Here is a 26280-nt window from a genome sequence, read left to right on the forward strand (position 1 = left end):
GCCCGGCGCGGCGCCCGAAGCCCCGTTCTGACTGCCATGCGCTTCCCGGAAAAGAAAACCGCCGCTGACCCGGGTCGGCGGCGGTTTCTGTTTGTCGTCCCGCCGGGGCGGGCTCTTGTCACTCGCCCGGGGCGGCAGGGCTTTGACGTAGGCGGCGACGGCCTTGCGGTCCTCTGCCGTCAGCTGCGAGAAGTTCTCGACCACCTCGGCCATGTGACCGCCGACCGCGTCGAACTCCGGCGTGAAGCCGGTTTCGAGGTAATAGGCCACGTCCTCTGCCGACCACGACAGCTTGTCGGGGGTCAGCGGCGGGATGCTGCCCTCGCCCGAGGGGTTCGGCGCGCCACCCATCCAGCGGCCCCGGTCCAGCCCGCCCAGGGCGTTGCGCGGCGTGTGGCATTCGGCGCAATGGGCCAGCGCCTCGACAAGATAGCGAGTCGCGTTCCAGGTCGGGGTCCACGTCCATCACGTAGCTCTCGCGGAAGAACAGCAGCTTCCAGCCGCCGAGCGAACGCCGGATGTTGAAGGGAAAGCCCACGTCATGGGCCTGCGACGCGGTGCCATCGCTGGGCAGGGTCTGCATGTAGGCCCAGAGGTCCGCGACGTCCTGCGGCTCCATCCCGGCATAGGCGGTGTAGGGGAAGGCGGGGTAGTAATGCTGCCCCTGCGGCGAGACGCCCTGTGTCAGCGCGTTGGCGAGGTCGGTCAGGGACCAGTCGCCGATCCCGGCCTGCGCGTCGGGGGTGATGTTGGGCGCGTAGAAGGTGCCGAAGTCCGAGGCGAAGGGCTGCCCGCCGACCAGCACCAGCTTGGCCTCGCCCTCGGCGTCGGGCGCGTGGTGGCAGGAGGCGCAGCCGGCGGCGGTGAAGACGGTCTCACCCCGGTCGGCATCGCCGGTGAGGCCCTCGTAGGCCGAGGCATCGACCTGCGAGGGTCCGGTCAGGAACCAGCCGGCCCCGGCCGCGACAATCGCGGTACGGGACCAGGAAGCCAAGGAGCTTCTTCATCCCGGATTACTCGGGCGTGCGGTAGGTGTCGTGGCAGGCCTTGCAGGCATTGCCGAGCGGGCCCATGTTCGGGCCGATGGCGGCCTGACCCTCGCCGATGGCGGCCTGCATGGCGGTCGCGGCCTCACCCGGGGCGGCCCATTTCGAGCCGAAGTCATCCATGTCGGACCAGATCTCGGCCTTGGCGCGGGTGGCATCGAGGTCGTCGACCGAAGTGCCTTCGGGCCACATGGCGTGCTGGCTGACCATGCTCACCGCCACGAGGGAATCGGCGGCGGCCTGCGCGGCCTCCTGGTCGAAATCGACGGTGCCGCGGGCCATGCCGCCGAGCACGCCGAGGTTCAGGGCGAGGATGTTGAACTGGCCCTGACGGGCCTTCACGGCCTGCGGGATTTCCCGGGCAAAGGCGGGGGTGATCATGAGGGCGGTGGCTGCCGCGACTGCAAAAAGCTTTGTCATTGGGTGACTCCCTAAAGTGCAATGGTGCCAGCATACTGTGCATGGTGACTGTGACAATCCTATAGTGCGACAGCCCGACGCAGGCGGCAAGGCGCTGAAAACCCGTCTGAATCACGTTGAATTGACCGGATGCGAGCGCCGCGCCGATGCTTTCGGCAGCGATGGCGTCAGACGATGCAAAAACCGTGCAAACAGGTGCCTTGGCTGTACCTGCTGGCAGGGGGCGGCATTGAGGGGCGAAGCTAGCGGTGTGCCCGGAGGCGAAGGGCCTTCGTCGCGCGCATGGCCTGCGGTGCGCCGCGTGCCAAGGCCCTTTCGCCCGCGCGGTCCGCGTGCGTGAGGCCAAGGGCCTTCGCCGCGTCCGCGCATAGAGGGAGCGTCGCCGGGCAAGGCCCTTGGCGCCGCCGTCAGCCGATCCGCCGGATCGTGACCGCCTGCTCCGCCAGCTCTGACGGCGCCTGGCGGTCGATGAAGGCCATGTCGCAGGCGTCGCGGCCCACGGCCACCCCTGCCAGCCCGTCGGCGTGGCACGGGCCAGTGGCCATCACCAGATGCCAGGCCTCGTCCCGCCGGACCTGCGCGACGGCGCGGAAGTCAGAGGGCGTCACCCCCCGGCCCCCGGCGCCGCGCCATCCCGCCCCCGGGCACCCGCGCCAAAAGCGTGGCGGCGACCGCAACGTCGCCGCCGATGCGGATGATCTGCGCGCCCGGCCTGTCCGGGCTTTCCGACAGGCTGCGCTGGCCCTCGGTCTGCGCCGCTGCGCTTACAAGCAGCGCGGTGTTGGCCCCGGGGCAGCCGTAGCGCCATGTCACGTCCATGGAGATCCTCCTGCCGTCCTTTCGGCAGGCTGCGCCCCCGTGCCGCCTAGTCCGTGAAGCGGACCTTTCCGATGTAGGGCAGGTTCCGGTTGCGTTGGGCGAAGTCGATGCCGTAGCCCACGACAAACTCGTCGGGGATCTCGAAGCCCAGCCAGTCCGAGCGGAAATCGACCTCGCGGCGCGTGGGCTTGTCGAGCAGCGCGATGCTTTTCAACCGGGCCGGGCCGCGCGACCGCAGCAGGCCGGTGACGTGGTGCAGCGTGTGGCCGGTGTCGACGATGTCCTCGACCACCAGCACGTCGCGGCCCTCGACGCCAGAGCGCAGGTCCTTGAGGATGCGCACCTCGCGGCTCGATTCCATCGCATCGCCGTAGGAGGAGGCCTCGAGGAAATCGACCTCGACCGGCAGGCGCAGCTCTCGCACGAGGTCGGCGATGAACACGAAAGAGCCGCGCAGCAGCCCCACCACAACCAGCTTTTCGGTATCGGCAAAGGCCGCGTCGATCTCGCGCGCCAGCGCTTCGATGCGGGCGGCGATGGATTTGGCCGAGATCATCTCGTCGACGACATAAGGTCGCTCTGTCATGGTATCCCCTTGAATATTCGCGCCCCCTATACGACATCAGCGCCCATTGTGCCCCACCAAAAAGAGCGACATGCCGACACATTCCGAGACCAAGACGCTGCCCTACACGGCCCAGCAGATGTACGATCTGGTGGCGGATGTGGCGAGTTATCCGAAGTTCCTGCCCTGGACCGCCGCCGCGCGCATCCGCAGAACAGAGGACAAGGGCGACCACACGGAGATGCTGGCGGACCTCGTGATCTCGTTCAAGGTGTTCCGCGAGACCTTCGGCTCGCGGGTGGTGCTGTGGCCCGAGGCGATGAAGATCGACACCGAATACCTGGACGGGCCGTTCAGGCACATGAAGTCGAACTGGGCCTTCAAGGATGTCGACGGCGGCTGCGAGGTCGCGTTCTTCGTGGATTTCGAGTTCAAGAACAGGCTGTTGCAAAGCGCGGCGGGGATGTTCTTCTACGAGGCGATGCAGCGCATCGTGCGGGCCTTCGAACGGCGGGCGGCTGAACTCTACGGCTGAAGCGCCGCGTTAACCACAGGGTAGGATCGGCGGCGACCTGCCAAGGTTTCGCCCGATTTCGCGACCAGAGTCCCACCATTCGCAAGGGAGGGACCAATTCATGACGTCCATCTTCACGGCAGCCGCCTATGCGCCCGCCGCGCAGCAGGTCCAGCACCCCGGCGCGTCGGCGGATGGGACGCCTCCGGGACAGGCAAGGAAAGAGGCCGGTGCCTCTTCTGCCGCGCCCAACGGCGCCGGTCTGCCTGTTGCCACGGGGCAGGTGACGCAGGCAACGGGGGCCAACCCGGCCCCGGCGGTGACGCCGACTGCGGCCAGCGCGCAAACGGTCAGGGCCTTCGCGGCGGCGGTGAACGGAAGGGGCGACCCGGTGGCGCCAGAGGATATCGCCTGCGCGGCGGGGCAGGGCTACCGGGATGCCGCCGGGGCCATGGCGGGGGGCGAGATCGGCAAGCTGCTGATCACGGCGTAACGGCCCGGTCCCCTTGCGGGCGGATCGTCGGACCTGGGTCGGGTGCTTTCTGTCCGTGGCCTGTCTTGGCACGGCCTGCCATCGCTGGGCAGGTGGGGCCGTCGCGCGTCCTTAGCCCAATGCGCCAAGGATCAGCGACAGCGCGTGATCGCGGGCGGCAAGGCGCACCTCGGCGCGGCCCAGGGCGCCGTGGTCGATGGTCTGGGCCGTGACCCCCGTTGCGGTGGCAAGGCCATAGCAGACACGGCCCTCGGGCTTGAACTCGGACCCGCCGGGTCCGGCGATGCCGCTGATCGCCACGGCGATATCCGCGCCCGCCCGGACCCGCGCGCCCTGCGCCATCTCGCGCACGACCTCTTCCGAGACGGCGCCATGCGCCTCCAGCGTTTCGGGGTGGACGCCCAGAAGGTCGACCTTGGCGCCGTTGGAATAGGTGACGAAGCCGTAGGCGAAGACGGCGGAGGACCCGGCCACATCGGTGATCGCGGCGGCCACCTGGCCGCCGGTGCAGCTTTCGGCGCAGGTGACGGTGACACCCCGCGCGCAGGCCTGTTCCACGATCTGCCGGGCGAGGGGGCTCACATCAGCACCCCGTGCGCGAGACCTGCCAGCAGGATCGAGACCACTGCCGCCATGATGCCCGCGACGACATCGTCCAGCATCACCCCACCCGCGTCGCCGCGCGCGTCCATGCGGCCCACCAGCCAGGGCTTCCAGATGTCGAAAAGGCGGAACAGCACGAAGCCCGCGACCCAGCCGGGCCAGAGCCGCCAAAACTCGACACCCATCATGCCCGCGCCGTAGCCCACCGGGAACAGCGCGATCCACTGGCCGACAAGCTCGTCCACCACCACCCACGACGGGTCATGCTCGCCGTCCCGCGTGACCTCTGCGGTGGCGTACCACCCCAGCGCAAGGGCCGCGACGGTGGCGACCAGCAACAGCCAGAAGCCGCCCAGCAGCAGGATGCCATAGGCCAGCGGCAGCGCCGCAAGCGATCCCCATGTGCCCGGCGCGGGCGTAAGATAGCCGACGCCACCGACCGATGCGATCCACCTCATGGCTTCACCAGCGTCGCGGTGGCAAGCGCCGCGATGCCTTCTTCGCGGCCCGTGAAGCCCAGCCGTTCCGAGGTGGTGGCCTTCACCGACACCCGGTCCTCGTCAAGGCCCAGCAGGCGCGCCATCCTTGCCCGCATGGCGGCGGCATGGGGGCCGACCTTGGGCCGCTCGCAAATCAGGGTAATGTCCACGTTGGATATCCCGAACCCCTTCTGCCGCGCCATTTCGGCGGCATGGGTCAGGAATATCTCGCTGGCCGCGCCTTTCCACTGCGGATCGGAGGGCGGGAAGTGCTGGCCGATGTCACCCTCGGCCATGGCGCCGTACAGCGCGTCGGTCACCGCATGCATCCCGACATCGGCATCGGAATGGCCCTTGAGCTTGCGGTCATGCGGGACGCGCACACCGCAGAGGATGACGTGGTCGCCCTCTTCAAAAGCATGTACGTCAAAGCCGTTCCCGACGCGGATATCCATGGTGTCTTCCTTCAGCAGGCGCGCTGCCCGGGCGAAATCCTCGGGCAGGGTGATCTTCAGGTTGGCTTCATCGCCCGGAACGATGGTGACGTCCAGACCGGCGGCACGGGCCACCTCGACATCGTCGGCGGCGCCGCCCGGATGGGCGCGGTGCGCGGCAAGAATGTCGGGAAAGTGGAAGCCCTGCGGCGTCTGCGCCCGGTACAGGCCGCTGCGGTCCTGCGTGCCGGTGACCCGCTCCCCGGCGCCGGTCCAGAGCGCGTCGGAGACCGGCAGGGCGGGCGCAGCCCCGGCGGCGGTTTCCAGCGCGGCGCGCACGCGGGCGATGGTATGCGGGGGGTGCAGGGGCGCGCCACGTCCTGGATAAGCACCGCGTCGGGGGCATCGGCCAAGAGGGCCTCTAGCCCGGCGCGCACCGAATCCGCGCGCTCGGCACCGCCCTCGACCAGCGTCACGGGCAGCCCGGCGCAGGCGGCCTCGGCCCGGGCGCGGTCGTCGCGGTGGATGACCATGACGGTCGGCCCCAGTCCGGCGAAGCGTTCCAGCGTCCAGCGGGCGACGGGCTTTCCGGCAAGGTCTTGCCACTGTTTGGGCAGCTCGCCCCCCGCGCGGGTGCCGCGTCCGGCGGCGACAATCAGGACTGCGCAACGCATCATTCTGATATCCTTTCGCTTTCGCCCTTCTAAGAGCGGCAGGCCGGCGTTGCAAACGCCCTGCGCGCATGCCTAAATTTTAAGCATATGCGCATTTTGTCCGCGTGAAATCCGGCCCGAAACATTGAACAAATACAGGGTTCACGGTAATTCGACCCATAACCAGCCCCATCCGGGGAAAACGCACAAGGACTGGGCATTTGCGCCTGACACTCGGCAACCGTGACATTCTGCCTCCGGTGATGCTGGCCCCGCTGGCCGGAATCACCGATCTGCCTTTTCGCACGCTGGTCTCGGGCTTTGGCGCCGGGCTGGTGGTCTCCGAGATGATCGCCAGCGGCGAGTTCCTGACCGCGCGCCCCGGCACCCGCGAGAAGGCGGAACTGGGCGCGGCGGTCGAGAACACCTCTGTCCAGATCGCCGGGCGCGAGCCGGGGCCCATGGCCGAGGCCGCGCGGCAGGTGGCGGACATGGGCGCCCGGGTGATCGACATCAACATGGGCTGTCCGGCCAAGAAGGTGACGGGCGGCTGGTCCGGCTCGGCGCTGATGCAGGTGCCCGACCACGCGCTGCGCCTGATCGAGGCGGTGGTGGGCGCCGTCGACCTGCCGGTGACGCTGAAGACCCGGCTGGGCTGGGACGACGCGGCGCTGAACGCGCCCGAGCTTGCGAAACGGGCCGAAGGCGCGGGGGTGCAGATGGTGGTGATCCATGGCCGCACGCGCTGCCAGTTCTACAAGGGCCGCGCCGACTGGACGGCGATCCGCGCGGTGAAAGAGGCGGTGACGATCCCGGTGGTCGCCAATGGCGACATCACCGATGCCGCGACCGCGCGCGAGGCGCTGCGCCTGTCGGGCGCAGACGGGGTGATGATCGGACGCGGCGCGCAGGGCGCCCCCGGCTGCTGGCCGAGGTGGCGTCCCAGCTGACCGGATCGCCGCCGCCCGAGATCCCGCAAGGAATAGAGCTTATCGACATGGTTTCAGGACATTACGAGGCGATGCTCAGCTTCTACGGCCCCGAGCTGGGCAACCGCGTCGCGCGCAAGCATCTGGGCTGGTACATGGACCGCGCGGGCACGCCCGCGACGCTGCGCAAGCCGCTGATGACAGAGCGCGACACCGCCCGCGTGCTGCGCCTGCTGCCCGAGGCCCTTGCCTGCGAAAGCGAGGCGGCATGACCGGACCCACAGAGATGCAGATCTGGTCCTCGCTGCCGGTTCCGGCGATCCTGATCGACGAATACGAAAAGATCGCCGAGATGAATCCCGCCGCCGAGGGCTTCTTCAACAATTCCGCCAAGTGGTTGACGGGGCAGCCGATCTGGGACCGGCTGGCCGTCGATGCGCCGCTGGAGGAAAGCCTGCAACGGGCCCGCGAACACGGCACGCCGCTGTTCGTGAACGACGTCGACGTGGGCACCGGCGCGCGGCCGCCGCTGGTCTGCAACCTGCAATTCGCGCCGATGCAGGGGCGCGAGGGCTGGATGATCATGCTGATTTCCCCGCGAGAGCTGGCGGGCCGCATGACCCAGAGCCACAGCGTGAAATCGGCGGCGAAATCCGCCATCGGCATGGCCGAGATGTTGGCGCATGAGATCAAGAACCCGCTGGCGGGAATCACCGGGGCGGCGCAGCTTCTCAGCATGAGCTTGCCCAAGGAAGACCTTGAATTTACGGATCTTATCGTTGCCGAGACCCGGCGTATCGTGAAGTTGCTGGAGCAGGTGGAGCAGTTCGGCAACCTCTCTCCGCCGGAACAGCGCCCGGTCAATATCCACGATGTGCTGGACCGCGCGCGGCGCTCGGCCCTGCTGGGCTTTGGCGGGCACATGAAGATCATCGAGGATTACGACCCCTCGCTGCCCATGGCGCTTGGCGACCCGGACCAGCTGTTGCAGGTGGTGCTGAACCTGATCAAGAACGCCTCCGAGGCGGCGGACCCGAAGGCCGGCGGCACGATCCGTCTGCATACCTTCTACGAGCACAGCTTTCGCCTGCGCCGCGCCGATGGCAGCGGGCAGACGCTGCCCCTGCAGATCGAGATCATCGACGACGGTCCCGGCCTGCCCGAGGACATCAAGGGCGACATCTTCGACCCCTTCGTCTCGGGGAAAGAGAACGGAACCGGGCTGGGGCTGGCGCTGGTGAGCAAGATCATTTCCGACCATGGCGGCTGGATTTCGGTGGACTCGGTCCCCGGCCGGACGTTGTTCCGCATCTCGCTGCCGCGCGCGCCGCGCCCCGCAGCCATCGAGGAGACCGAGTGATGGATGGCACAGTTCTGGTTGCCGACGACGACCGCACGATCCGCACGGTTCTGACGCAGGCCCTGACCCGCGCCGGCTGCAAGGTCCACGCGACCTCTTCGCTGACGACGCTGATGCGCTGGGTCAGCGAGGGGAAGGGCGACGTGGTGATCTCGGACGTGATGATGCCCGACGGCAACGGGCTGGAGATGCTGCCCAAGATCGCCGAGGACCGGCCCGGGCTGCCGGTGATCGTGATCTCGGCGCAGAACACCATCATGACCGCCATTCAGGCCGCCGAGGCCGAGGCCTACGATTACCTGCCGAAGCCCTTCGATCTGCCGGATCTGATGAAGCGCACGGCGCGGGCGCTGGAGAACCGCAACAAGCAGCCGCGCCGGGACGAGCCGGTGGTGGGCGCGGACGAGCCGGACGAGCTGCCGCTGGTGGGCAAGACCCCGGCGATGCAGGCACTGTACCGCCTTGTCGCAAGGGTCATGAATACCGATCTGCCGGTGCTGATTACCGGCGAAAGCGGCACCGGCAAAAGCCTGATCGCCCGCGCGCTGCACGATTTCAGCGACCGGCGCAGCTTGCCCTTCGTCACCGTGACCGGGGCCGACCTGTCCGACCTCGACGGCCCGGCGCGGGTGCTGGCGCGGGTCAGGGGCGGCACGCTGCTGATCGACGAGATCGCCGATATCGACGACGAGGTGCAGGGCCGCATCGTGCGCATGATGGACGTGCCAGGCGAACATGTGCCGCGTTTTCTGGCGTCTTCGCAATACGATCCGCAAAGCCTGACCGAGACCGGCAAGGTCCGGCACGACCTGTTTTATCGGCTCGACGGGGCGGCGATCGCCGTGCCCTCGCTGCGCGAGCGGGTCGAGGATATCCCGCTTCTGGCAGAGCATTTCCTGCTGCGGGCCGAACGCGACGGTGCGGCGAAGCGCTGGTTGTCCGAGGGCGCGGCAGAGCTGTTCCGCGTCTATTCCCGGCCCGGCAACGTGCGCCAGCTGGAAAACGCGGTGCGGCGGCTGTCGCTGACCAGCCGCTCCGAGGAAATCACCCGGGCCGAGGTCGAGGCGGTGCTGGGCAATCAGCCGGAAACCGGCCCGGTGCTGCGCGGCGGCGATGGCGACAAGCTGGCCGACAGCGTCTCGCGCCACCTGCGGCGCTACTTCGACCTGCACGGGGCCATGCTGCCGCCGCCGGGACTGTACGGACGCATCCTGCGCGAGATCGAGGCGCCGCTGATCGAGATCGCGCTGGAGGCGACGGGCGGCAACCAGGCCAAATGCGCCGACCTTCTGGGCATCAACCGCAATACTCTGCGCAAGAAGATCACCGACCTCGATATTCGCGTGACACGCCGCCGCAAGTTGATGTAAAAAGACCACAGGACTGTGGCCCCGTTGCCCCATGGGCAGGAGAAGGCCACAGCATAAGGCGGACGCTGCCAACGAGCAGCACATCATGGTGAGAGGTGGTTGTGGCGACAAGGGCACGACCCATGTTTCGGTCGCCGACCTGGGCGTTTCTTATGCGCCTGCGTCGGCAAAGGTGGTTTCACAACCTGGTGACCCTTGCGCTGGTCGCGCTGGGGCCGATCCTTGCCTTCTGTACCTTTCTCGTTCTCGGTCCTCTGGATCAGGGCGGTTCTTCGCTGTCGCTGCGGCTGGTGCTGCTGGCGGACCTTGTCTACACGCTGCTGCTGGCGGCTTTGGTGCTGGCGCGGGTGGCGCGCATGGTGGCCGCGCGGCGGCGCGAATCCGCGGGGTCGCGGCTGCACCTGCGGCTGACGCTGGGCTTTGCCATGATGGCGCTCTTGCCCACCGTGACCGTGGCCGTATTTGCCGTGCTGACCATCAATATCGGGCTGGAGACATGGTTTTCCAGCCGGGTGCAGAACGTCGTCGGCGCCTCGCTGGAGGCCGCGGAAAGCTACGAGGCCGAGGCGCGCGCCGGGCTGGAACAGGACGCCGCCGCGCTTGGCGCCTTCCTCGGATGCCTCGCGCCGCGCGTCCTTCGTCATGGATGACGGCGAATTGCGGCGCATGCTGGGGCAGGGGCAGGCACAGATCCAGCGCGGGCTGCGCGAGGCCTATGTCATCGACGGCACCGGGGCGATCCGCGCCCGGGGCGAACGGTCCTATCTCTTCGATTTCGAACAACCCACCGAGACGGATTTCGCGCAGGCGGACAAGGCCGGCATCGCGCTGATCCCTGACTGGGACAATGGCGAATTCCGCGCGCTGCTGCCGCTGCGGGCCTTCGTCGACCGCTATCTTTACATCTCGCGCGCGGTGGACGGCAAGCTGCTGAACCTGCTCGATGAAACGCAGGAGACCGCGCGGTTCTACCAGCAGCAGGAGACAGAGCGCGGGCGCCGCCTGTTCGACTTCGCGCTGCTGTACCTTGGCTTTGCGCTGCTGCTGATCCTTGCCGCCACCTGGGCGGGCCTGTTGTTCGCCGAACGCCTCAGTCGCCCCGTGGGCCGCCTGACCGACGGCGCGCAGCGCGTCGGCGGGGGCGATCTGGACGTTCAGGTCGTAGAGGACGACGGCGACGACGAAATCTCGCAGCTGGGGCGCTACTTCAACCAGATGACCCGCCAGCTGAAGGCGCAGCGCGAGACGCTGCTGGAGAACACGCGCCAGATCGAGCGCCGCCAGCGGCTGTTCGATTCCGTGCTGTCCTCGGTGACCTCGGGGGTCGTGGGGCTGGACGCCGAGGGCAAGGTGACCTTCGTCAACCGCTCTGCCGAACGCCTGCTGGGCTGGCACGAAACCCACCGCTCGGTGCCCTCGGGTGTCGCGGTGCCCGAATTCGGCGCGCTCTTCGACCGGCTTCGCGCGGATGCGCTGGAGACCGCGCAGGAAGAGGTCAAGGTAAGCCGGGAGGGGCGGCTGGAGCACCTCTTGGTGCGCCTGTCCACCCGCCGCCGCGCCGACCGCTCGCTTGAAGGGTACGTGGTGGCCTTCGACGACGTCACCAACCTTGTCAGCGCGCAGCGCATGGCGGCCTGGGGTGACGTGGCGCGGCGCATCGCGCATGAGATCAAGAACCCGCTGACGCCGATCCAGTTGTCCGCCGAGCGCATCAAGCGCAAGTTCGGGCGGCACCTGCCCGAGGACGACGCCCAGAAGCTGGACGACATGACCGGCGTGATCATCCGCCAGACCGGTGATTTGCGCCGCATCGTCGACGAGTTCTCGAAGTTCGCGCGGATGCCCGAGCCCGAGCGCAAGCCCGAGGATCTGGGCGAGATCCTGCGCGGCGCGGTGTTGTTGCAGGAAACCGGTCAGCCGGACGTGCACTTCGTCACCGACCTGCCATCCGACCCGATGCCCGCCGAACTGGACAGCACCATGATCGGGCAGGCGCTGACCAACCTGATCAAGAACGCGGGCGAGGCCATCGTCACGCTGCAGGAACGGGGCGCGCCCGAGGGCCACGCCCCCGAGATCCGCGTCAGCGCCGCCATCGCCGAGGACGGTCGCGCCGAGATCCGCATCATGGACAACGGCGTCGGCCTGCCCGAGGACCGCGCCAGCCTGTTCGAACCCTACGTGACCACGCGCGACAGCGGCACCGGCCTTGGCCTGCCCATTGTCAAGAAGATCATCGAGGAACACGGCGGCACGCTGGTGCTGGAAGATGCCCCGCCCTTCGGCCCCGAGGCGCATAGCGGCGCCATGGCCCTGATCCGCATGCCCCTGACCCGCCCGGTCCGGGAGGCCCCCGAAGAGGGGCGGGAACTGGAAGATGTTTGATAACCAATACCTGAGAGGCACCCAATGAGCGACATCCTGATCGTCGATGACGAACGCGACATCCGGGAACTGATCGGAGACATCCTCGAAGACGAGGGGTTCACCACGCGTCTTGCCGCCAACAGCCAGGAGGCGATGGCCGAGATCAATTCCGAGCCACCGGCACTGCTGATCCTCGACATCTGGCTGAAGGACAGCAAGATGGACGGGATCGACATTCTCAAGACGGTGAAACGGGACAACCCGGATATCCCGGTGGTGATCATCTCGGGGCATGGCAATATCGAGATCGCCGTGGCGGCGATCAAGCAGGGCGCCTACGATTTCATCGAGAAGCCCTTCAATATCGACCAGTTGCTGGTGGTGATCCGCCGCGCGATGGAGACCTCTATCCTGCGCCGCGAGAATGCCACCCTGAAGCGCGGCGACGTGAAGGCGGCCGAGATGATCGGCGACAGCGCCTCTTTCCGCACACTGGTGGGGCAGCTCGACAAGGTGACTAAGTCGAACGACCGCGTGATGCTGACCGGCCCGGCGGGCTCGGGCAAGGAGGTGGCGGCGCGCTACATTCACGGCCAGTCGGCGCGCGCCAATGCGCCCTTCGTGACGGTGAACTGCGCCGGCGTCGAACCCGAGATGATGGAGGCCATGCTCTTTGGCCGCGAATCCTCGAAGCGTGGCATCGAGCCGGGCCTGCTGGAGCAGGCGCATGGGGGGTGATCTACTTCGACGAGGTCGCCGACATGCCCAACGGCACCCAGTCCAAGATCCTGCGCGTGTTGGTGGACCAGCAGTTCACCCGCGTCGGCGGCGCCGACAAGGTGCGGGTCGACCTGCGGGTGATCTCCAGCACCAACCGCGACCTGCAGTCCGAGATCCGAGGCCGGGCGCTTCCGCGAAGAGCTGTATCACCGGCTGAACGTGGTGCCGATCGCGGTGCCCTCGCTGGCGGAACGGCGCGAGGATATCCCGGTTCTGGCGCGGCATTTCATCGAAGCCTGTCACAGCGGGCAGGGCCTGCCGATCCGCGAACTGACCGAGGACGCCGTGGCGCTGATGCAGACCATGTCCTGGCCCGGCAACGTGCGGCAGCTGAAGAACCTCGTGGAGCGGGTGCTGATCCTCGGCGACGGCACCGGCCCGATCGAGGCGCGCGAACTGCCGCAGGAAACCACCGGGCGCGACGACGGCGAAGAGCGGGTGGTGCTGTCGGGCACGCTGGCCACGATGCCGCTGCGCGAGGCGCGCGAGGCCTTCGAACGCGAGTACCTGCTGACGCAGATCAACCGCTTTGGCGGGAACATCTCGCGCACCGCCTCTTTCGTGGGAATGGAACGCTCGGCGCTTCACCGCAAGTTGAAGTCCTTGGGCGTCGTGACCTCGGCAAAATCGGGCGGACGTATTGCCCATGTGGACGATGCCATGCAGGAAGTGTCCTGATTCCAAGGGACAGCCGGGGACAAGGGATATGAACAGAAGACGGTTTTGCAGCCTCCTTTCCGGGGCGGCGCTGGTTGCGGGCTGCGGCATGCCCGCGGACGAGATGGCCCAGTCGCGGGCGGTCATGGCCTTCGCCGAAGGCCGCAGCACCGAAGAGGCCAAGATCGCGGCGCTGACGCGGCGGTTGCTGGACCTCGGGCCGAATGTCTCGTCCGAGGAAGCGGCCCGGGCGGCGCGGATCGCGGTGATGGAGCCGCTGGACTGGGCGGTCGAGTGGCAGGTCACCGACCCGCCGCTGCTGCACAACACCAAGGTCAACAATGGCCTCAGGCCACGCGGCCTGTGCAAGGACTGGGCCGACGATCTGGAAATGCACATGCGGGCGCAACGCTTCCAGACCCTCGACCTGCACCGCGCCATCGCCAATTCGCGGAATGTCCGGCTGGAGCATTCCACGCTGATCCTCTCGGCCAAGGGCGACCCGATGGAAAAGGGCCTTGTCCTCGATCCCTGGCGGCAGGGGCAGGGCCGTCTGTACTACGTCGGGGTCACCGAAGACCCGCGCTATGAATGGGACCGCCGTGCCGATGTCTTCGCCTGGAAGCGCCAGTGGCAGGACGAGGCGCGGGCGGAGATCCGCGGCCAGTGACGGGCGCGTCGCGGGCCGCCTGCGGTGGCAAGCGCCTTGATGCAACGGCCTGCGCGGTCCCGGGCGCCGCGAAGGCGCTTGGCGCCAAACGCGACCGCCGCGCCACGGGGCGGCGGGCTCTGCCACGGCTGGCGTTGACCCGCCGGGCGGGCCGTGTCACTCCGGCAGGGCAATTCCTCGGGGACGGTCCATGAAGGTCATCATTTGCGGCGCGGGGCAGGTCGGCTGGCAGATCGCCCGCCACCTTGCCGGAGAGCGCAACGACGTCACCGTCGTGGACAACAATCCCGACCTCGTGCGGCGCGCCACCGATACGCTGGACGTGCAGGGCATCGCGGGCTTTGCCTCTTACCCGGACGTGCTGGATCAGGCCGGCGCGGGCGATGCCGACATGATCATCGCCGCGACCTATTCGGACGAGGTGAACATGGTCACCTGCCGGGTCGCGCATTCGGTCTTTTCCGTGCCGCGCAAGATCGCCCGCCTGCGCGCCGAAAGCTACCAGAAGGCGCTGTACTCCGACCTGTACCGGCGCGACCACATGCCCATCGACGTGGTCATCAACCCCGAACGCGAGGTGGCCGAGGCCGCCTTTCGCCGCCTCTCCGCCACCGCGGCCTTCGACACCGAAGAGTTCCTTGGCGGCAAGGCCCATCTGATGGGGCTGCTGATCGACGAAGGCTGTCCGATCGTGAACACGCCGCTTCGGCAGCTCACCGACCTGTTCAGCACCCTGCGCGCGGTCGTGGTGGGCATCCGGCGCGACGACACGCTGTTCGCGCCGGAATCCGGCGACCAGCTGTTCGTCGGGGACAGCTGCTATCTCATGGTCCACGACGAGGACGTGCAGCGCGCGCTGGAGATCTTCGGCAAGTCACAGCGCAAGCAGGAGCGGGTGGTGATCATCGGTGGCGGCAATGTCGGCCTCGCCGTCGCGCGGCGGCTGGAGCAGGGGCCGCGCCGCATCCGCGTCAAGGTGATCGAGCGCAACCGCTCGATCGCCGAACGGGCGGCTCGAGGATCTGGAACGCACCATCGTGCTGCACGGCGACGGGCTCGATCCGGCGCTGCTGGCCGAGGCCGGTGTCTCGCGCTCGGACGCGACGCTCTGCGTGACCGACGACGACAAGGTGAACACGCTGGCCGCCGTGCGCGCCAAGGCGGCGGGCTGTCCCATGGTGATCGCGCTGATCAACGACCCGACGCTGGTGCCGCTGATGGATGCGCTGGACATCGACGCCTACATCAACCCGCGCGCCACCACCGTCAGCTCTATCCTGCGCCACATCCGCCACTACCGCGTCAGCGCGGTCTATTCCATCGGCGACGCCGAGGCCGAGGTGATCGAGGCAGAGGTCATGTCGACCTCGCCGATCTCGGGCTCGCTGATCCGCGAGATCGACTTTCCCGAAGGCGTGCTGGTGGGCGCCGTGGGCCGGGGCGACCAGATGCTGAAACCCACCGGCGCCCTGCGGATCGAAGAGGGGGACAAGATCGTGATCTTCGCCCTGTCGGGTGACGTGCCGGAGGTCGAGCGCCTGTTGCAGGTCTCGATCGACTTCTTCTGATGCTGGGCATCCTCTCGCGCCTGCCGTTCTTCCTGTCCATCATGGGGCTGGCCTTCCTGTCGATGCTGGTGCCCGCGGGTTATGCGCTGGCCATCGAGGAATTCCACGACGCGCGCAGCTTCTTCTACGGCACGGTCCTCGGGCTGACGCTGACGGCGCTGATGGGGCTGGCGCTGGGGAACAGGGACCACAACCGGTCGGCCCTGCGGCTGCTGCTGCAACTGGCGGCCAGCTTCCTGATCCTGCCCGCGCTCATGGCGATTCCCTTCCACGAGGCGGTGCGCAACACCACCTACGTCAGCGCCTATTTCGAGATGGTCTCGAGCATGACCACCACCGGCGCGACGATCTTCGATGCGGCGCGGCTGTCGGGGCCGGAACACCTGTGGCGCGCGCAGGTCGGCTGGATGGGCGGCCTGCTGATGTGGATCGCCGCCTCGGCCATCCTGGCGCCGCTGGCGCTGGGGGGCTTCGAGGTGACCGCCAGCGGCGAGCCGGGGCAGACCATCCTCGACGGCTCTGCCCGCAGCGGCACCGGCACGCCCGGCCAGCGGGTCTGGCGCGCCACAGAGGTGCTGGTGCCGATCTACGCGGGGCTGACGCTGGGGCTGGCGGTGATGCTGCTGGTGGCGGGCGACCCGCCGCTGGTGGCGCTCAGCCATGCCATGGCGGTGCTGTCCACCTCCGGCATCACGCCGCTGGCCTCGCTGGGCGCCGCGCCCAGCGGTCTGGCCGGAGAGATGATCCTCTTCTGCTTCCTCTTCTTCGCGCTGTCGCGGCTGACGTTTTCCTCTGACACGCGCAACGGGCAAAGCCTTTGGTACGACCCGGAATTCCGCATGGGTATCCTGCTGGTCGCCGCCGTGCCCGCCGCGCTCTTTGTCCGGCACTGGGCCGGGGCCTTCGACGTCGGGCAGGAACAGGACTGGGTCACCGGCGTTCGGGCGCTGTGGGGCGCGCTGTTCACCGCGATGTCCTTCCTGTCGACCACCGGCTTCCTGTCGGGCGACTGGGACACCGCGCGGGCCTGGTCGGGACTGCCGACGCCGGGGATCATCCTGATGGGCCTCGCGGTCATCGGCGGCGGCGTGGCGACCACGGCGGGCGGCGTCAAGCTGCTGCGGGTCTACACCCTTTACGCCAACGGCCTGCGCGAGATGGAGCGGCTGATTCACCCCTCGTCGGTGGGGCGTGCCGGGCTGATGGGGCGCCGCACCCGGCGCGAGGGCGCCTTCATCGCATGGGTCGTGTTCATGCTGTTTGCCATCATGATCGCCGCCCTGACGCTGATCTTCGGCAGCTACGGGCTGACCTTCGAAGAGGCGACGGTGGTCGCGGTCGTGGCGCTGTCCAACACCGGACCGCTTGCGCAATACGCCGCCGCCGAACCGATCAACATGAGCGCATGGCTCTGGGACACCAAGCTGATCATGTGCCTTGCCATGGTGCTGGGGCGGCTGGAACTGCTGGCCTTCATCGTCATGCTGACCCCGGAAAGCTGGCGGGAATGAGCGCGGCGTGCCCGGCGGGTCGCAAGTTGACGCGCGATTTCGCTTTTCGGCTGGAAACTCCCCGCCGGGCGCGACATACTCTGTCCGACGAGGGCGCCCGAGCGGGGCGCAAGGCAAGAATAAAGGCAAGTCAATGGCTTCTGACAGACAGAACCTTCAGGACGCGTTTCTCAATCACGTCCGCAAGACGAAGGTTCCGGTAACGGTCTTTCTCATCAACGGGGTGAAGCTGCAGGGCGTGATCACCTGGTTCGACAATTTCTGCGTGCTGCTGCGCCGGGACGGCCAGTCCCAGCTGGTCTACAAGCACGCGATCTCGACCATCATGCCAAGCCAGCCGATCAACCTGTATGACGGCGAAGGGGACGCGTGAAGGAACACGCTCCGCATGTGACCCGGGCATGGGTCGTGCATCCCGACATCAAGAGCGACCCGAACCGTCGGGACGCGCGCATGGCCTTGGAAGAGGCCGTGTCGCTGGCGCATGCCCTGCCGGGGCTTGAAATCGTCGGCTCCGAAGTCGTGCCCCTGCCGCGCCCCCATGCCGGGGCGCTGTTCGGCACCGGCAAGATCGCCGAGCTGAAAGACCGCTTCCACGATGCCGAGGTCGAGCTGGTGCTGGTGGACGGTCCCGTCTCTCCGGTGCAGCAGCGCAATCTTGAAAAAGAGTGGAAGGTCAAGCTTCTGGACCGCACCGGGCTGATCCTCGAGATCTTCTCGGATCGCGCCGCCACCCGCGAGGGTGTCTTGCAGGTCGAGATGGCGGCGCTGTCCTATCAGCGCACGCGGCTGGTCCGCGCCTGGACCCACCTCGAACGGCAGCGCGGTGGGCTTGGCTTTGTCGGCGGCCCGGGCGAGACCCAGATCGAGGCCGACCGCCGCGCCATCGACGAGCAGATGGTGCGCCTGCGCCGCCAGCTGGACAAGGTTGTCCGGACGCGCGAACTGCACCGCAAGGCGCGCGCCAAGGTGCCCTATCCCATTGTCGCGCTGGTGGGCTATACCAACGCCGGCAAGTCGACGCTGTTCAACCGCCTGACCGGCGCCGAAGTCATGGCCAAGGACATGCTCTTCGCGACGCTGGACCCGACCATGCGCGCGGTGCGCCTGCCCACCGGCGCCGACGTGATCCTGTCGGACACCGTGGGCTTCATCTCGGACCTGCCGACGCAGCTGGTCGCCGCCTTCCGCGCCACGCTCGAAGAGGTGCTGGCGGCGGATGTGATCGTGCATGTGCGCGATATCTCGCACCCCGAATCCGAGGCGCAGGCCGAGGATGTGAACGCGATCCTCGCCGAGCTGGGCCTCGACGAGGAAACCCCGCGACTGGAGCTTTGGAACAAGCTCGACCGGCTGGACCCGGAGGGGGCCGAGGCGGTGGCCCTGCGGGCCGAGCGCGATGAGGCGGTCTTTGCGGTCTCGGCCCTGACCGGGGCCGGACTGGACGGCTTTCTGGAAGCGGTGACGGCGGCGCTGGGGGAAGAGACCCGGCAGGACAGGGTGCGGCTGGGTTTCGGCGCGGGCCGCCGCCGGGCGTGGCTGTTCGAGAAGGGGCTGGTCGAGGCCGAGACGCAGGACGAGGACGGCTATCTGCTGACCGTAAAGTGGTCCGCCGCCGACCGCGCCCGCTTCGACTCGATGGAGTAGGGCGGGCAGCGTTCCGGGGGCGGGACATGGTCCGGCTGCCGGGATGTGGCTACGGCCTGATTGCCTTGCGTGGCGCCGCTTGGCCTTGGCTCGCAGCCCTGACCGTGACCCCGCGGCCCTGCGTCTGATCTCGACGCGCTGGCCGCCGCCGTCCCGTTCAGGCCGTCCTTGCAGGGCGGACCGGGGTCTTCCCGATCCCCAGTTCGACGCGGCCCTGCGATTGGCTTCGATATGCTGACCGTCGCGCTCCAGCGCAGGCTTTCCGCGCGGCGCGGTCCAAGGCCTGTCAGATCACCGGTTCGCCGAGCCCCAGAATCCACTGCGCCGCGTCCAGCCGCGCCGCCTGTCGGCGCGAGGGCATGACGGGGGTGTTGGCCCAGACCCCGAGCGCGAAGGCCTGTTGCAGGAACAGCCGCGCCTGCGGTGTGGCGATCTCCCGGCCATAGCCCTGCCGCAGGGCCGTCAGCGCCGTTTCCCGCCCGGTCGCGCCCGGCGTCAGGACGCAGAGGTCCAGCGCCAGCGTGAAGAGATCGCGCAGGGGTTCGTCCTCGCGGGCATTTTCGAAGTCGATGCCCCAGAGCGCGCCACCCCCGGTCACGAGATTCGCAAGGGTCATGTCCCGATGGGTCACCGCGCGACAGGCGGGAGAGCCGCGTGCCGCCCCGGCCAGCGGGGTCAGCGCATCGACCTGCGCAACAAAGTCTTCGGGGGCGGGCAGGAGGCGGGCGCCCGAGCGGACAGCGTCCTTCAGGCGCGCGGCCCATGCCAGATGGCCCGCGGGCCGGAAGGGATGTGCGCGCAGGCTGAGATCGTGGAAGGCCGCCAGCCAGCCGCCCGCCTGCGCCGCAACCGCCGCGCCGCCTTCGCCCAGGGTCCGCAGGCTCTCGCCGCCCGGGTCGGTCATGATCAGCGCGTTGCGCGCCGCGTCGAAGCCCAGCACCGCGGGCACCCGCCGGCCCCGTGGGCCATCGCGGCGGCGACCTCGGCCTGTCGCGCCGCCTGCGCCGCCGCCCGCGCCGCGTTGCCCGGCCCCCAGACCTTTGCCACGGTGGGTTGCGGCCCGCCCGCCACGCGGAAGACGGTCGCCCGCAGGGGTTTGGTCAGGGGTTTGAGCGGCGTCAGCGTCACCGCCCGTCGCGGCCAGAGCGTCCCCAGCGCCGCAAGCGCCACAGCAAGGGCCTTTTCGCCATCGAGATGGGTGGGCAGGCCGCTCACCAAGGCCCTTGCCGCCTCACTTCGGGACGAGTCGCGTGATGCCGACAGAGGCGGCGCGCGCGAGGTCGATGTCCAGCGACATGGGGATGTATTCGCCGCGCCGCCACAGCTGCCCGAGGTCGTCGTAATGCCGAGACAGCGGGTGGCCCGATTGTCCGGTGGCATTGATGAAGACCGAAGAATCCGGATCGGCGAAGTCGTAGACGCCGCGATAGCCCGCGCCGTGGACGTTCTGGAAGGGCGCCGGGTCTTTCCCCGAGGTGCGCCCGCGCATCAGCGTGTGGTCGCCGCCCGAGGTGCTTTGGCGGATGTTCACGAAGTAGCGCAGCAGCGGCACCTCGCCCAGCACCGGATGTTCGTGCACGGCGGCATGGGCATCGCCCCAGCGCAGGCTTTCCAGCGCCGATCCGTGGTGTTCGGCGATCCACAGCAGCGCATCGTCCAGCGCCAGCCGCGCGATGTCCGAGCAGGTCTCGACCTCGGCAGAGCGGATCACGTCGCACCAGACCCCGGCGCCGTTCACGTTGCGGAAGACCCGCTCGATGAACAGCGGTTCGACATGGTCGAAGTCCTCGGCCAGCGGTCCCAGCTCGTCGCGGATCAGCCGGTCCTGCAGGGCGCGCAGCCAGGCCGCGTAGATCAGCGGTTCGGGCAGGTGTTCGGACATCTCGCCGTTCCAGTCGGCCAGCAGGTCCAGCGCGCGCTGGCGGCGACGCTCGGGTGTGCCCTCTTCGGCGGCCTCGCCGGTGAACCACAGGTCGCGCCCGATCAGCGGCAGCAGGGTGCGGGCGGCGGGCGACACGGTGTCCAGCTGCGCCTCGATGAAGCTGTCGCGGGTATGCACCTTGCGGCCCTGCATCAGCCCCTGCCAGCGCTGCACCCGCTGGCTGTCGCCCCAGTCAAAGCTGACGTGGTTGGGGAAGGGCCGGTCGATGACCTTGTTGTTGGTATTGCCGACGATGCCGCCCTCGGGGGCGAGGAACTCGGGGTTGGCGGAGTAGGGCATGACCCCCTGCCAGCGGTTCTGTTCCAGCCAGCCGGGCGAGGGCAGGCGCCCCCGGCTCTGGTGCGCGGGATCGCGGCGCGGCATGGCGCCGACCATCTTCATCGCCACCATCTCGTCGTCGATCAGCGTCAGGTTCTGTGCGGGCGCCACGTAGAGCCGCGAGACCTCGATCGCCTCTTCCACGGACTGCGCCATCATCAGCCCCACCGCCGCCGAGGCCGAGGTGTCCTCGCCCGAGAGCGCGGTCCAGGACAGCGACATGACATGGCCCTCGGGCGTCACGTCCTCCAGGTTGAACTGCGAGCCGGGCAGCACCGGGCCGTTTTCCGTCCAGCGCAGGGTGATGGTGATCGGGGCCGCGTCCTTGATCTCGATGATCGACTTGCGGGTGCGGAAGGGGACATAGCCCTCGGGGCTGCGCACCTCTTCGGGGTTCTCGGGGTTCACCTCTTCGAAGTGCAGATCCTGATCGTCCATATAGGCCGAGGTGATGCCCCATGCGAGGTTCTCCGACCGCCCCACCATGATCGCCGGGATGCCGGGAATGGATCCGCCGATGACGCCGCCGGATTGCAGTTGCAGCCGCGCCAGATACCAGATCGACGGCGCGGTGAAGCCAAGGTGCGGGTCGTTGGCCATCAGCGTTCCGCCGCCGGCAGAGCGCGAGGCCGCCGCCGCCCAGACGTTGGAGGCGCCCGCCAGACCGCGCTCGGGCACGGCGGCCAGAAAGCGCGGCATCTCCTTGCCGGGCAGGGCCGCGTGACGTTGCAGCGGCGCCGGCAGCAGGCTGGCGTAAGAGGGCAGGGCCGCGACGCCGGACCCGGGCATGTCCGGCAGGATGTCGGCCAGCCGGTCGGGATCGTCCAGCAGCCATGAGGTCCGGGCGCGCAGCACCTCTTCGGACATATGCGCCGAGAGTTGCAGCGCCATCAGCTTGATCAGGGCGATGGAATCGGCGGGTTGCCACGGCGCCATGGGCGCGTCGAAGAGGAACAGTTCCGGTGCCCCGCGCCCGAGGCTTTCGGTGTTGATCTCGGTGATCCGCGCGTTGACCCCGGCCGCATAGGCGCGCAGCGCGTCCGTCGTGCGCGCGTCCTGCGCCTGCACCGACTGCCGCGCCAGCGCGTAAAGGTCGAGCCGCCGCAGCAGCGTGTCGGTGCGCACCGTGCGCTCGCCGAAGATCTCGGACAGGCGGCCCTGCGCGGTGCGGCGCAGCACGATCATCTGCCACAGGCGATCCTGCGCATGGGCGTAGCCGAGGCCAAAGAAGGCATCCGCGTCGCTTTCGGCAAGGATGTGCGGCACGCCGGAATTGTCGCGCACGATCTCGACTTCGGCGGCGGCGCCCGAGACGCTCAGCGTCTTGTCGTAATCGGGCAGCGACCGCGAGGCGAGGTAATAGGCCACCCCGATGCCCAGAACGCTCAGTACCACCGCGGCGGTGGCCAGTCGCAGAAGCCATCGGAACAGAACCGCCATTTGCACGCGCCTTGTATTGGGGTAGGTGGGGCATGGACGGGATTAACGTGCCTGCCGGGGCTTGCCAAGAGGCGCGCCGGGCGGGCCTGACGGAGGACCAACGACAATGGCAAAGGTTGCATTTCTCGGGCTTGGGGTCATGGGCTACCCGATGGCGGGTTATCTCGCCAAGGCCGGTCACGAGGTGACGGTCTACAACCGCACCGCGGCCAAGGCCGAAAAATGGGTTGCAGAGCATGGCGGTGCCAGCGCCGCGACCCCGCGCGAGGCCGCCAGCGGCGCGGATTTCGTCATGGCCTGCGTCGGCAACGACGACGACCTGCGCTCTGTCTGCACCGGCGCCGACGGCGCCTTTGCCGGCATGGCGAAGGGCAGCACCTTCGTCGACCACACCACCGTCTCTGCCATGGTCACCGCCGAGCTGTTCCAGCAGGCGCGCGAGGCCGGGATCGCCTTCGTGGATGCGCCTGTCTCTGGCGGGCAGGCGGGCGCCGAGAACGGTCAACTTGTCGTAATGTGCGGTGGCGATCAGGCCGCCTTCGACGCCGCCAAGCCGCTGATCGACAGCTATGCCAAGCTGTGCAACCGCCTTGGCGAAAGCGGTGCCGGGCAATTGTGCAAGATGGTCAACCAGATCTGCATCGCCGGGCTGGTGCAGGGCCTGTCCGAAGGGCTGCATTTCGCGCAGAAGGCGGGCCTTGACGGGCGCGCGGTGGTCGAGGTCATCGGCGGCGGCGCCGCCGGGTCCTGGCAGATGGTCAACCGCTTCGAGACAATGCTGGACGACAAGTTCGACCACGGCTTTGCCGTCGACTGGATGCGCAAGGATCTGGGCATCTGCCTGAACACCGCGGACGAGGTCGGGGCCTCGCTGCCCGTCACCGCCCTGGTGGATCAGTTCTACAAGGACGTGCAGAAGCTGGGCGGCGGGCGCTGGGACACCTCTGCGCTGATCAAGCGGCTGAACGCCCTCGGCTGATCGGTTAAGGCGCCTCGCCCTGACCCCGAGGCACCGAAGCCCCGCCAGACCTGCGGGGCTTCGAAGGCAATGGTTTGGCTGAAGGCTAGCGGGTTTCGGCGGGATACCGACGGCCCGGAACGGGCGGCTACATCCCCCACCAGCGCAGGGTCTGCACCAGATGGATGTCGATGGTTTCCTCGACCCGGCGCAGATCGCGCGCTTCCATGGCGGCGATGATGTCCAGATGCTCTTCCATCGCCGAGGTGATCCGGTCCATCAGGAACGGCCGGGTCTGCTGGATCACCGCGATCCGGTCGCGGTTCTGCCGGTAGGCCTCTTGCAGGTAGGGGTTGTCCAGCCCCTCTGACAGCGCGTTGTGCAGGCTGAGGTCGACGCCGATGGCGAGCGTGCCGGTGGCCGTCGGATCGCCGCGCGCGCGCGGGCCAGCAGGTCTTCGTGCGTCCGGCGCAGCCCTTCCGCCGGAAAGGGCGCCTCTGTCAGCAGGATCCGCCGCGCGCCTTCGCGCTCCAGCGCCGAGCGCATGTCCATGCAGGTTCGCGTGGTCCGGGGGCCCGCATCCATCACGGTGATTCCCCGTTTGGGCCGGATGCTGAGCAGGGCGCGGGCCTCTGCCAGCTTCGTCGCCTCGCGGATCGCGGCGATGGGATAGTCCAGCCTGCGCGACAGCTCTGGCATGGAAAAGAAGGCCCCGGCTTCCAGCGCGCCGCTGCGGAGCGCCGAAAGAAGCGCGTCAAATGCCTGATCTGCCAGCGGTTTTTGCATTTCGTCCATGCCTGTCTCACTCTCCTGAACTGCTTGACGCTATCACGGCATTATCAAAATACCACGAAAGGTCCTGATTGGCATTCTGCATTGTCTGACAGATGAAATCCCATCTAACATTTTAGAAGATAGCTCAATTGCGATGGCATACAAGCCCGGGTCCCCCGGGCGGGCATGTCGAAACGGTAGGGAGGCCGATATGACAAGCGAGACACAGAGGACACTGGACCCGGAGGAGGAGATTGCCGGATCCGAGGGCATGCGGATGCCGCATATCTACGTCATTCTATTCGTCTTCACCGCGCTTGCCGCGCTGGCGACGCATTTCATTCCGGCGGGCGTCTTCGACCGCGTGACCCTGCCCAACGGGCGCAGCGCCATCGACCCCGAGAGCTACCGGCAGGTGGCCGCGACCCCGGTCGGGCTGGAGGATTTCATGATGGCGGTGCCGCGCGGGCTCGCCGATGCCTCGGTCGTGGTGTTCTTCACCTTCATCATCGGCGGCATGTTTATGGTGATCCGGCGCACCGGCGTGATCGACGTCGCGGTGGACAAGCTGACACGGCGGTTCGCGGCGCGCTCGATCCTGATCCTGCCGGTGCTCATGGTGACCTTCGCCGTGGTGGCGACGCTGATCGGCACGCAGGAGCTTGCGCTGGTCTACGTGCCGGTGATCCTGCCGCTGATGATCGCCCTGCGCTTCGACAGCGTGACGGCGGTGGCGGTGGCGCTGCTGGCGACGACGGCGGGTTTCACCTCGGGCGTTCTCAACCCGATCAACACCGGCCTCGGCCAGTCCATCGCCGAGGTGCCGCTGTACTCCGGCGCCGGTCTGCGGGCCGCTCTTTTCGTCGCCTTGCTGGGCGCCGCGGTGATCCATGTCACCCGCTACGCCAGCAAGGTCCGTGCCAATCCCGCAGCAAGCCTGATGGCCGGCACTGCGCGCGAGGAAGAGAAGCGCCGCCTGTACCAGACCGCAGAGATCGGCGCGGCGCTGCAATTCACCCCGCGCCAGTTCCGCGCCGGTCTGGTGGCGCTGGCCTTCTTCGGTGTCATGATCTGGGGCGTGCTGACGCGCGGCTGGTTCATGATGGAGATGGCGGGGCTCTTCGTGCTCATGGGGATCACGGTCGGGATGGTGGCCGGGCTCACCACCACGAAGATCTGCGAGGCCTTCAACGAAGGGTTCCGCGACGTGCTGGTGGGCGCGATCATCGTCGGGCTGGCGCGCGCCGTGGCCGTGATGCTGGAGCAGGGGCAGGTGATGGACACGCTGGTGCTGGGGCTTGGCGACCTCGTCGGCTCTTTCCCCGACACGCTGTCGGCGGTGGGCATGTTCCTTGCGCAGCTGGGGTTCAACTTCGTGATCCCGTCGGGCTCGGGCCAGGCTCTGGTGACCATGCCGATTATGGCGCCGCTGTCGGACATCATCGGCGTGACCCGTCAGAACGCGGTGCTGTCCTACCAGCTTGGCGATGGCCTTTCGAACATCCTTTACCCGACGTCGGGGTACTTCATGGCGACGCTGGCGCTTGGCGGGGTCGGCTGGGATCGTTGGATCCGCTTCTTCCTGCCGCTCTTCGCGGTCTGGGTCGCCATCGCCGTGGGCTTCGTGGTCTTTGCACAGGCAACCGGCTGGATCGGGTAGGCCGGTCCGCAACGGAACGCCAAAGGGCGCCGCCATCCGCGGCGCCCTTCTTTTTGTCATCCACGCCGGGGACTGGGGATAAAGCGCAATTTCAGCATTGTGTTCTTGGTGCCTCAGACGTTATGTTGGCTTTCAGGCAGGCTGTCTTCAGGACAGCGCCGACCAGTTTCGCTGCCTCAAAGCCCGGACCAATCCGCTTTCTGGCAGACCGATCCTAGCCGCAAGGCCAAAGAACCGAGCCCGGACCGCTTCTTGCGACGGGTTTCATGAACGGGCGCAGCCGAGGCATGGACCATGCCGCGG

Annotated in this window: 20 protein-coding genes and 6 pseudogenes; 14 read left to right on the forward strand and 12 right to left on the reverse strand. The window is 68.0% G+C overall.

Features of this window, described 5'->3' with window-relative positions; all coding sequences use genetic code 11:
* Nucleotides 1-132: 132 nt before the first annotated feature.
* The 5 genes and pseudogenes from ABFB10_RS17460 to hpt all read right to left on the reverse strand — a co-directional run.
* Nucleotides 133-994, reverse strand: a pseudogene (locus tag ABFB10_RS17460) (c-type cytochrome); the annotation flags it as partial.
* Between the two features lie 19 nt (nucleotides 995-1013).
* Nucleotides 1014-1466, reverse strand: a complete 453-nt coding sequence (locus tag ABFB10_RS17465) for a c-type cytochrome (RefSeq protein ID WP_347167471.1) — start codon at nucleotides 1464-1466, stop codon at nucleotides 1014-1016.
* A 407-nt stretch (nucleotides 1467-1873) separates the two neighbouring features.
* A complete protein-coding gene (locus ABFB10_RS17470) occupies nucleotides 1874-2074 on the reverse strand; it encodes a hypothetical protein (RefSeq protein ID WP_347167472.1) in 201 nt (66 codons plus the stop codon).
* Nucleotides 2061-2285, reverse strand: coding sequence for a hypothetical protein (locus ABFB10_RS17475; RefSeq protein WP_347167473.1), 225 nt, complete (start codon nucleotides 2283-2285; stop codon nucleotides 2061-2063). The genes ABFB10_RS17470 and ABFB10_RS17475 overlap by 14 nt, the downstream gene beginning before the upstream one ends.
* Nucleotides 2286-2331: 46 nt before the next feature.
* Entirely contained in the window at nucleotides 2332-2871 is a 540-nt protein-coding gene (hpt, locus tag ABFB10_RS17480) for a hypoxanthine phosphoribosyltransferase (protein WP_347167474.1), read from the reverse strand.
* A gap of 70 nt (nucleotides 2872-2941) precedes the next feature.
* Here hpt and ABFB10_RS17485 point away from each other — a divergent pair, with 70 nt between their 5' ends.
* Both ABFB10_RS17485 and ABFB10_RS17490 read left to right on the forward strand, forming a co-directional pair.
* Nucleotides 2942-3385, forward strand: coding sequence for a type II toxin-antitoxin system RatA family toxin (locus tag ABFB10_RS17485; protein WP_206565039.1), 444 nt, complete (start codon nucleotides 2942-2944; stop codon nucleotides 3383-3385).
* A gap of 100 nt (nucleotides 3386-3485) precedes the next feature.
* Nucleotides 3486-3857, forward strand: a complete 372-nt coding sequence (locus tag ABFB10_RS17490; protein ID WP_347167475.1) for a hypothetical protein — start codon at nucleotides 3486-3488, stop codon at nucleotides 3855-3857.
* A 111-nt stretch (nucleotides 3858-3968) separates the two neighbouring features.
* On the opposite strand, the gene ABFB10_RS17495 is transcribed toward ABFB10_RS17490, so the two are convergent.
* From ABFB10_RS17495 to ABFB10_RS17505, 3 genes and pseudogenes are all read right to left on the reverse strand, one after another.
* Nucleotides 3969-4439: a CinA family protein gene (locus ABFB10_RS17495; protein WP_347167476.1), complete on the reverse strand. Its 471-nt coding sequence runs from the start codon at nucleotides 4437-4439 to the stop codon at nucleotides 3969-3971.
* The gene (locus tag ABFB10_RS17500) at nucleotides 4436-4918 is read right to left on the reverse strand and encodes a phosphatidylglycerophosphatase A family protein (RefSeq protein ID WP_347167477.1); all 483 of its coding nucleotides are present in this window, start codon (nucleotides 4916-4918) and stop codon (nucleotides 4436-4438) included. Before ABFB10_RS17500 ends, ABFB10_RS17495 begins: the two co-directional genes overlap by 4 nt.
* Nucleotides 4915-6047 (reverse strand): annotated as a pseudogene (locus ABFB10_RS17505) (bifunctional 2-C-methyl-D-erythritol 4-phosphate cytidylyltransferase/2-C-methyl-D-erythritol 2,4-cyclodiphosphate synthase). Before ABFB10_RS17505 ends, ABFB10_RS17500 begins: the two are co-directional and overlap by 4 nt.
* A gap of 242 nt (nucleotides 6048-6289) precedes the next feature.
* Between ABFB10_RS17505 and dusB the strand changes: the two are divergent.
* The 10 genes and pseudogenes from dusB (at nucleotide 6290) to hflX (ending at nucleotide 18885) form a co-directional block, all read left to right on the forward strand.
* Nucleotides 6290-7227 (forward strand): annotated as a pseudogene (gene dusB, locus ABFB10_RS17510) (tRNA dihydrouridine synthase DusB).
* Entirely contained in the window at nucleotides 7224-8315 is a 1092-nt protein-coding gene (locus tag ABFB10_RS17515; RefSeq protein WP_347167478.1) for a two-component system sensor histidine kinase NtrB, read from the forward strand. Before dusB ends, ABFB10_RS17515 begins: the two are co-directional and overlap by 4 nt.
* On the forward strand, nucleotides 8315-9685 hold the full coding sequence (locus tag ABFB10_RS17520; protein ID WP_347167479.1) for a response regulator: 1371 nt from the start codon (nucleotides 8315-8317) through the stop codon (nucleotides 9683-9685). The genes ABFB10_RS17515 and ABFB10_RS17520 overlap by 1 nt, the downstream gene beginning before the upstream one ends.
* 122 nt (nucleotides 9686-9807) lie before the next feature.
* Nucleotides 9808-12070: pseudogene (locus tag ABFB10_RS17525) on the forward strand (sensor histidine kinase).
* A gap of 24 nt (nucleotides 12071-12094) precedes the next feature.
* A pseudogene (gene ntrX / locus ABFB10_RS17530) lies at nucleotides 12095-13510 on the forward strand (nitrogen assimilation response regulator NtrX).
* An 88-nt stretch (nucleotides 13511-13598) separates the two neighbouring features.
* The gene (locus ABFB10_RS17535) at nucleotides 13599-14159 is read left to right on the forward strand and encodes a hypothetical protein (RefSeq protein WP_347167480.1); all 561 of its coding nucleotides are present in this window, start codon (nucleotides 13599-13601) and stop codon (nucleotides 14157-14159) included.
* A 190-nt stretch (nucleotides 14160-14349) separates the two neighbouring features.
* Nucleotides 14350-15727: pseudogene (trkA, locus tag ABFB10_RS17540) on the forward strand (Trk system potassium transporter TrkA).
* Complete coding sequence (locus ABFB10_RS17545) at nucleotides 15727-17238, forward strand: TrkH family potassium uptake protein (protein WP_347167481.1); 1512 nt, start codon at nucleotides 15727-15729, stop codon at nucleotides 17236-17238. The pseudogene trkA and the gene ABFB10_RS17545 overlap by 1 nt, the downstream one beginning before the upstream one ends.
* 133 nt (nucleotides 17239-17371) lie before the next feature.
* Nucleotides 17372-17611 (forward strand): RNA chaperone Hfq, encoded by a 240-nt coding sequence (gene hfq / locus ABFB10_RS17550; RefSeq protein WP_023849333.1) that lies wholly within the window; start codon nucleotides 17372-17374, stop codon nucleotides 17609-17611.
* A 17-nt stretch (nucleotides 17612-17628) separates the two neighbouring features.
* The gene (gene hflX, locus ABFB10_RS17555) at nucleotides 17629-18885 is read left to right on the forward strand and encodes a GTPase HflX (RefSeq protein WP_347168053.1); all 1257 of its coding nucleotides are present in this window, start codon (nucleotides 17629-17631) and stop codon (nucleotides 18883-18885) included.
* A gap of 286 nt (nucleotides 18886-19171) precedes the next feature.
* Here hflX and ABFB10_RS17560 read toward each other — a convergent pair whose 3' ends face one another.
* Genes ABFB10_RS17560 through ABFB10_RS17570 form a run of 3 tightly spaced genes read right to left on the reverse strand, consistent with a single transcriptional unit; the run spans nucleotide 19172 to nucleotide 22585 of the window.
* Entirely contained in the window at nucleotides 19172-19834 is a 663-nt protein-coding gene (locus ABFB10_RS17560) for a phosphotransferase (protein ID WP_347167482.1), read from the reverse strand.
* Entirely contained in the window at nucleotides 19792-20100 is a 309-nt protein-coding gene (locus ABFB10_RS17565) for a hypothetical protein (protein ID WP_347167483.1), read from the reverse strand. The genes ABFB10_RS17560 and ABFB10_RS17565 overlap by 43 nt, the downstream gene beginning before the upstream one ends.
* Nucleotides 20101-20116: 16 nt before the next feature.
* Nucleotides 20117-22585, reverse strand: coding sequence for a penicillin acylase family protein (locus tag ABFB10_RS17570; protein ID WP_347167484.1), 2469 nt, complete (start codon nucleotides 22583-22585; stop codon nucleotides 20117-20119).
* A gap of 106 nt (nucleotides 22586-22691) precedes the next feature.
* On the opposite strand from ABFB10_RS17570, the gene ABFB10_RS17575 reads away from it, so the two are divergent.
* The gene (locus tag ABFB10_RS17575; protein WP_347167485.1) at nucleotides 22692-23564 is read left to right on the forward strand and encodes an NAD(P)-dependent oxidoreductase; all 873 of its coding nucleotides are present in this window, start codon (nucleotides 22692-22694) and stop codon (nucleotides 23562-23564) included.
* 127 nt (nucleotides 23565-23691) lie between these two features.
* On the opposite strand, the gene ABFB10_RS17580 is transcribed toward ABFB10_RS17575, so the two are convergent.
* Entirely contained in the window at nucleotides 23692-24099 is a 408-nt protein-coding gene (locus tag ABFB10_RS17580) for an FCD domain-containing protein (RefSeq protein ID WP_347168054.1), read from the reverse strand.
* A gap of 429 nt (nucleotides 24100-24528) precedes the next feature.
* Between ABFB10_RS17580 and ABFB10_RS17585 the strand changes: the two genes are divergently transcribed.
* Nucleotides 24529-25977, forward strand: coding sequence for a YfcC family protein (locus ABFB10_RS17585; RefSeq protein ID WP_347167486.1), 1449 nt, complete (start codon nucleotides 24529-24531; stop codon nucleotides 25975-25977).
* The last annotated feature ends 303 nt before the right edge of the window (nucleotides 25978-26280 follow it).

The organism is Ponticoccus litoralis, assembly GCF_039769985.1.
In the GTDB taxonomy this organism is placed as follows: Bacteria; Pseudomonadota; Alphaproteobacteria; order Rhodobacterales; family Rhodobacteraceae; genus Ponticoccus; species Ponticoccus litoralis.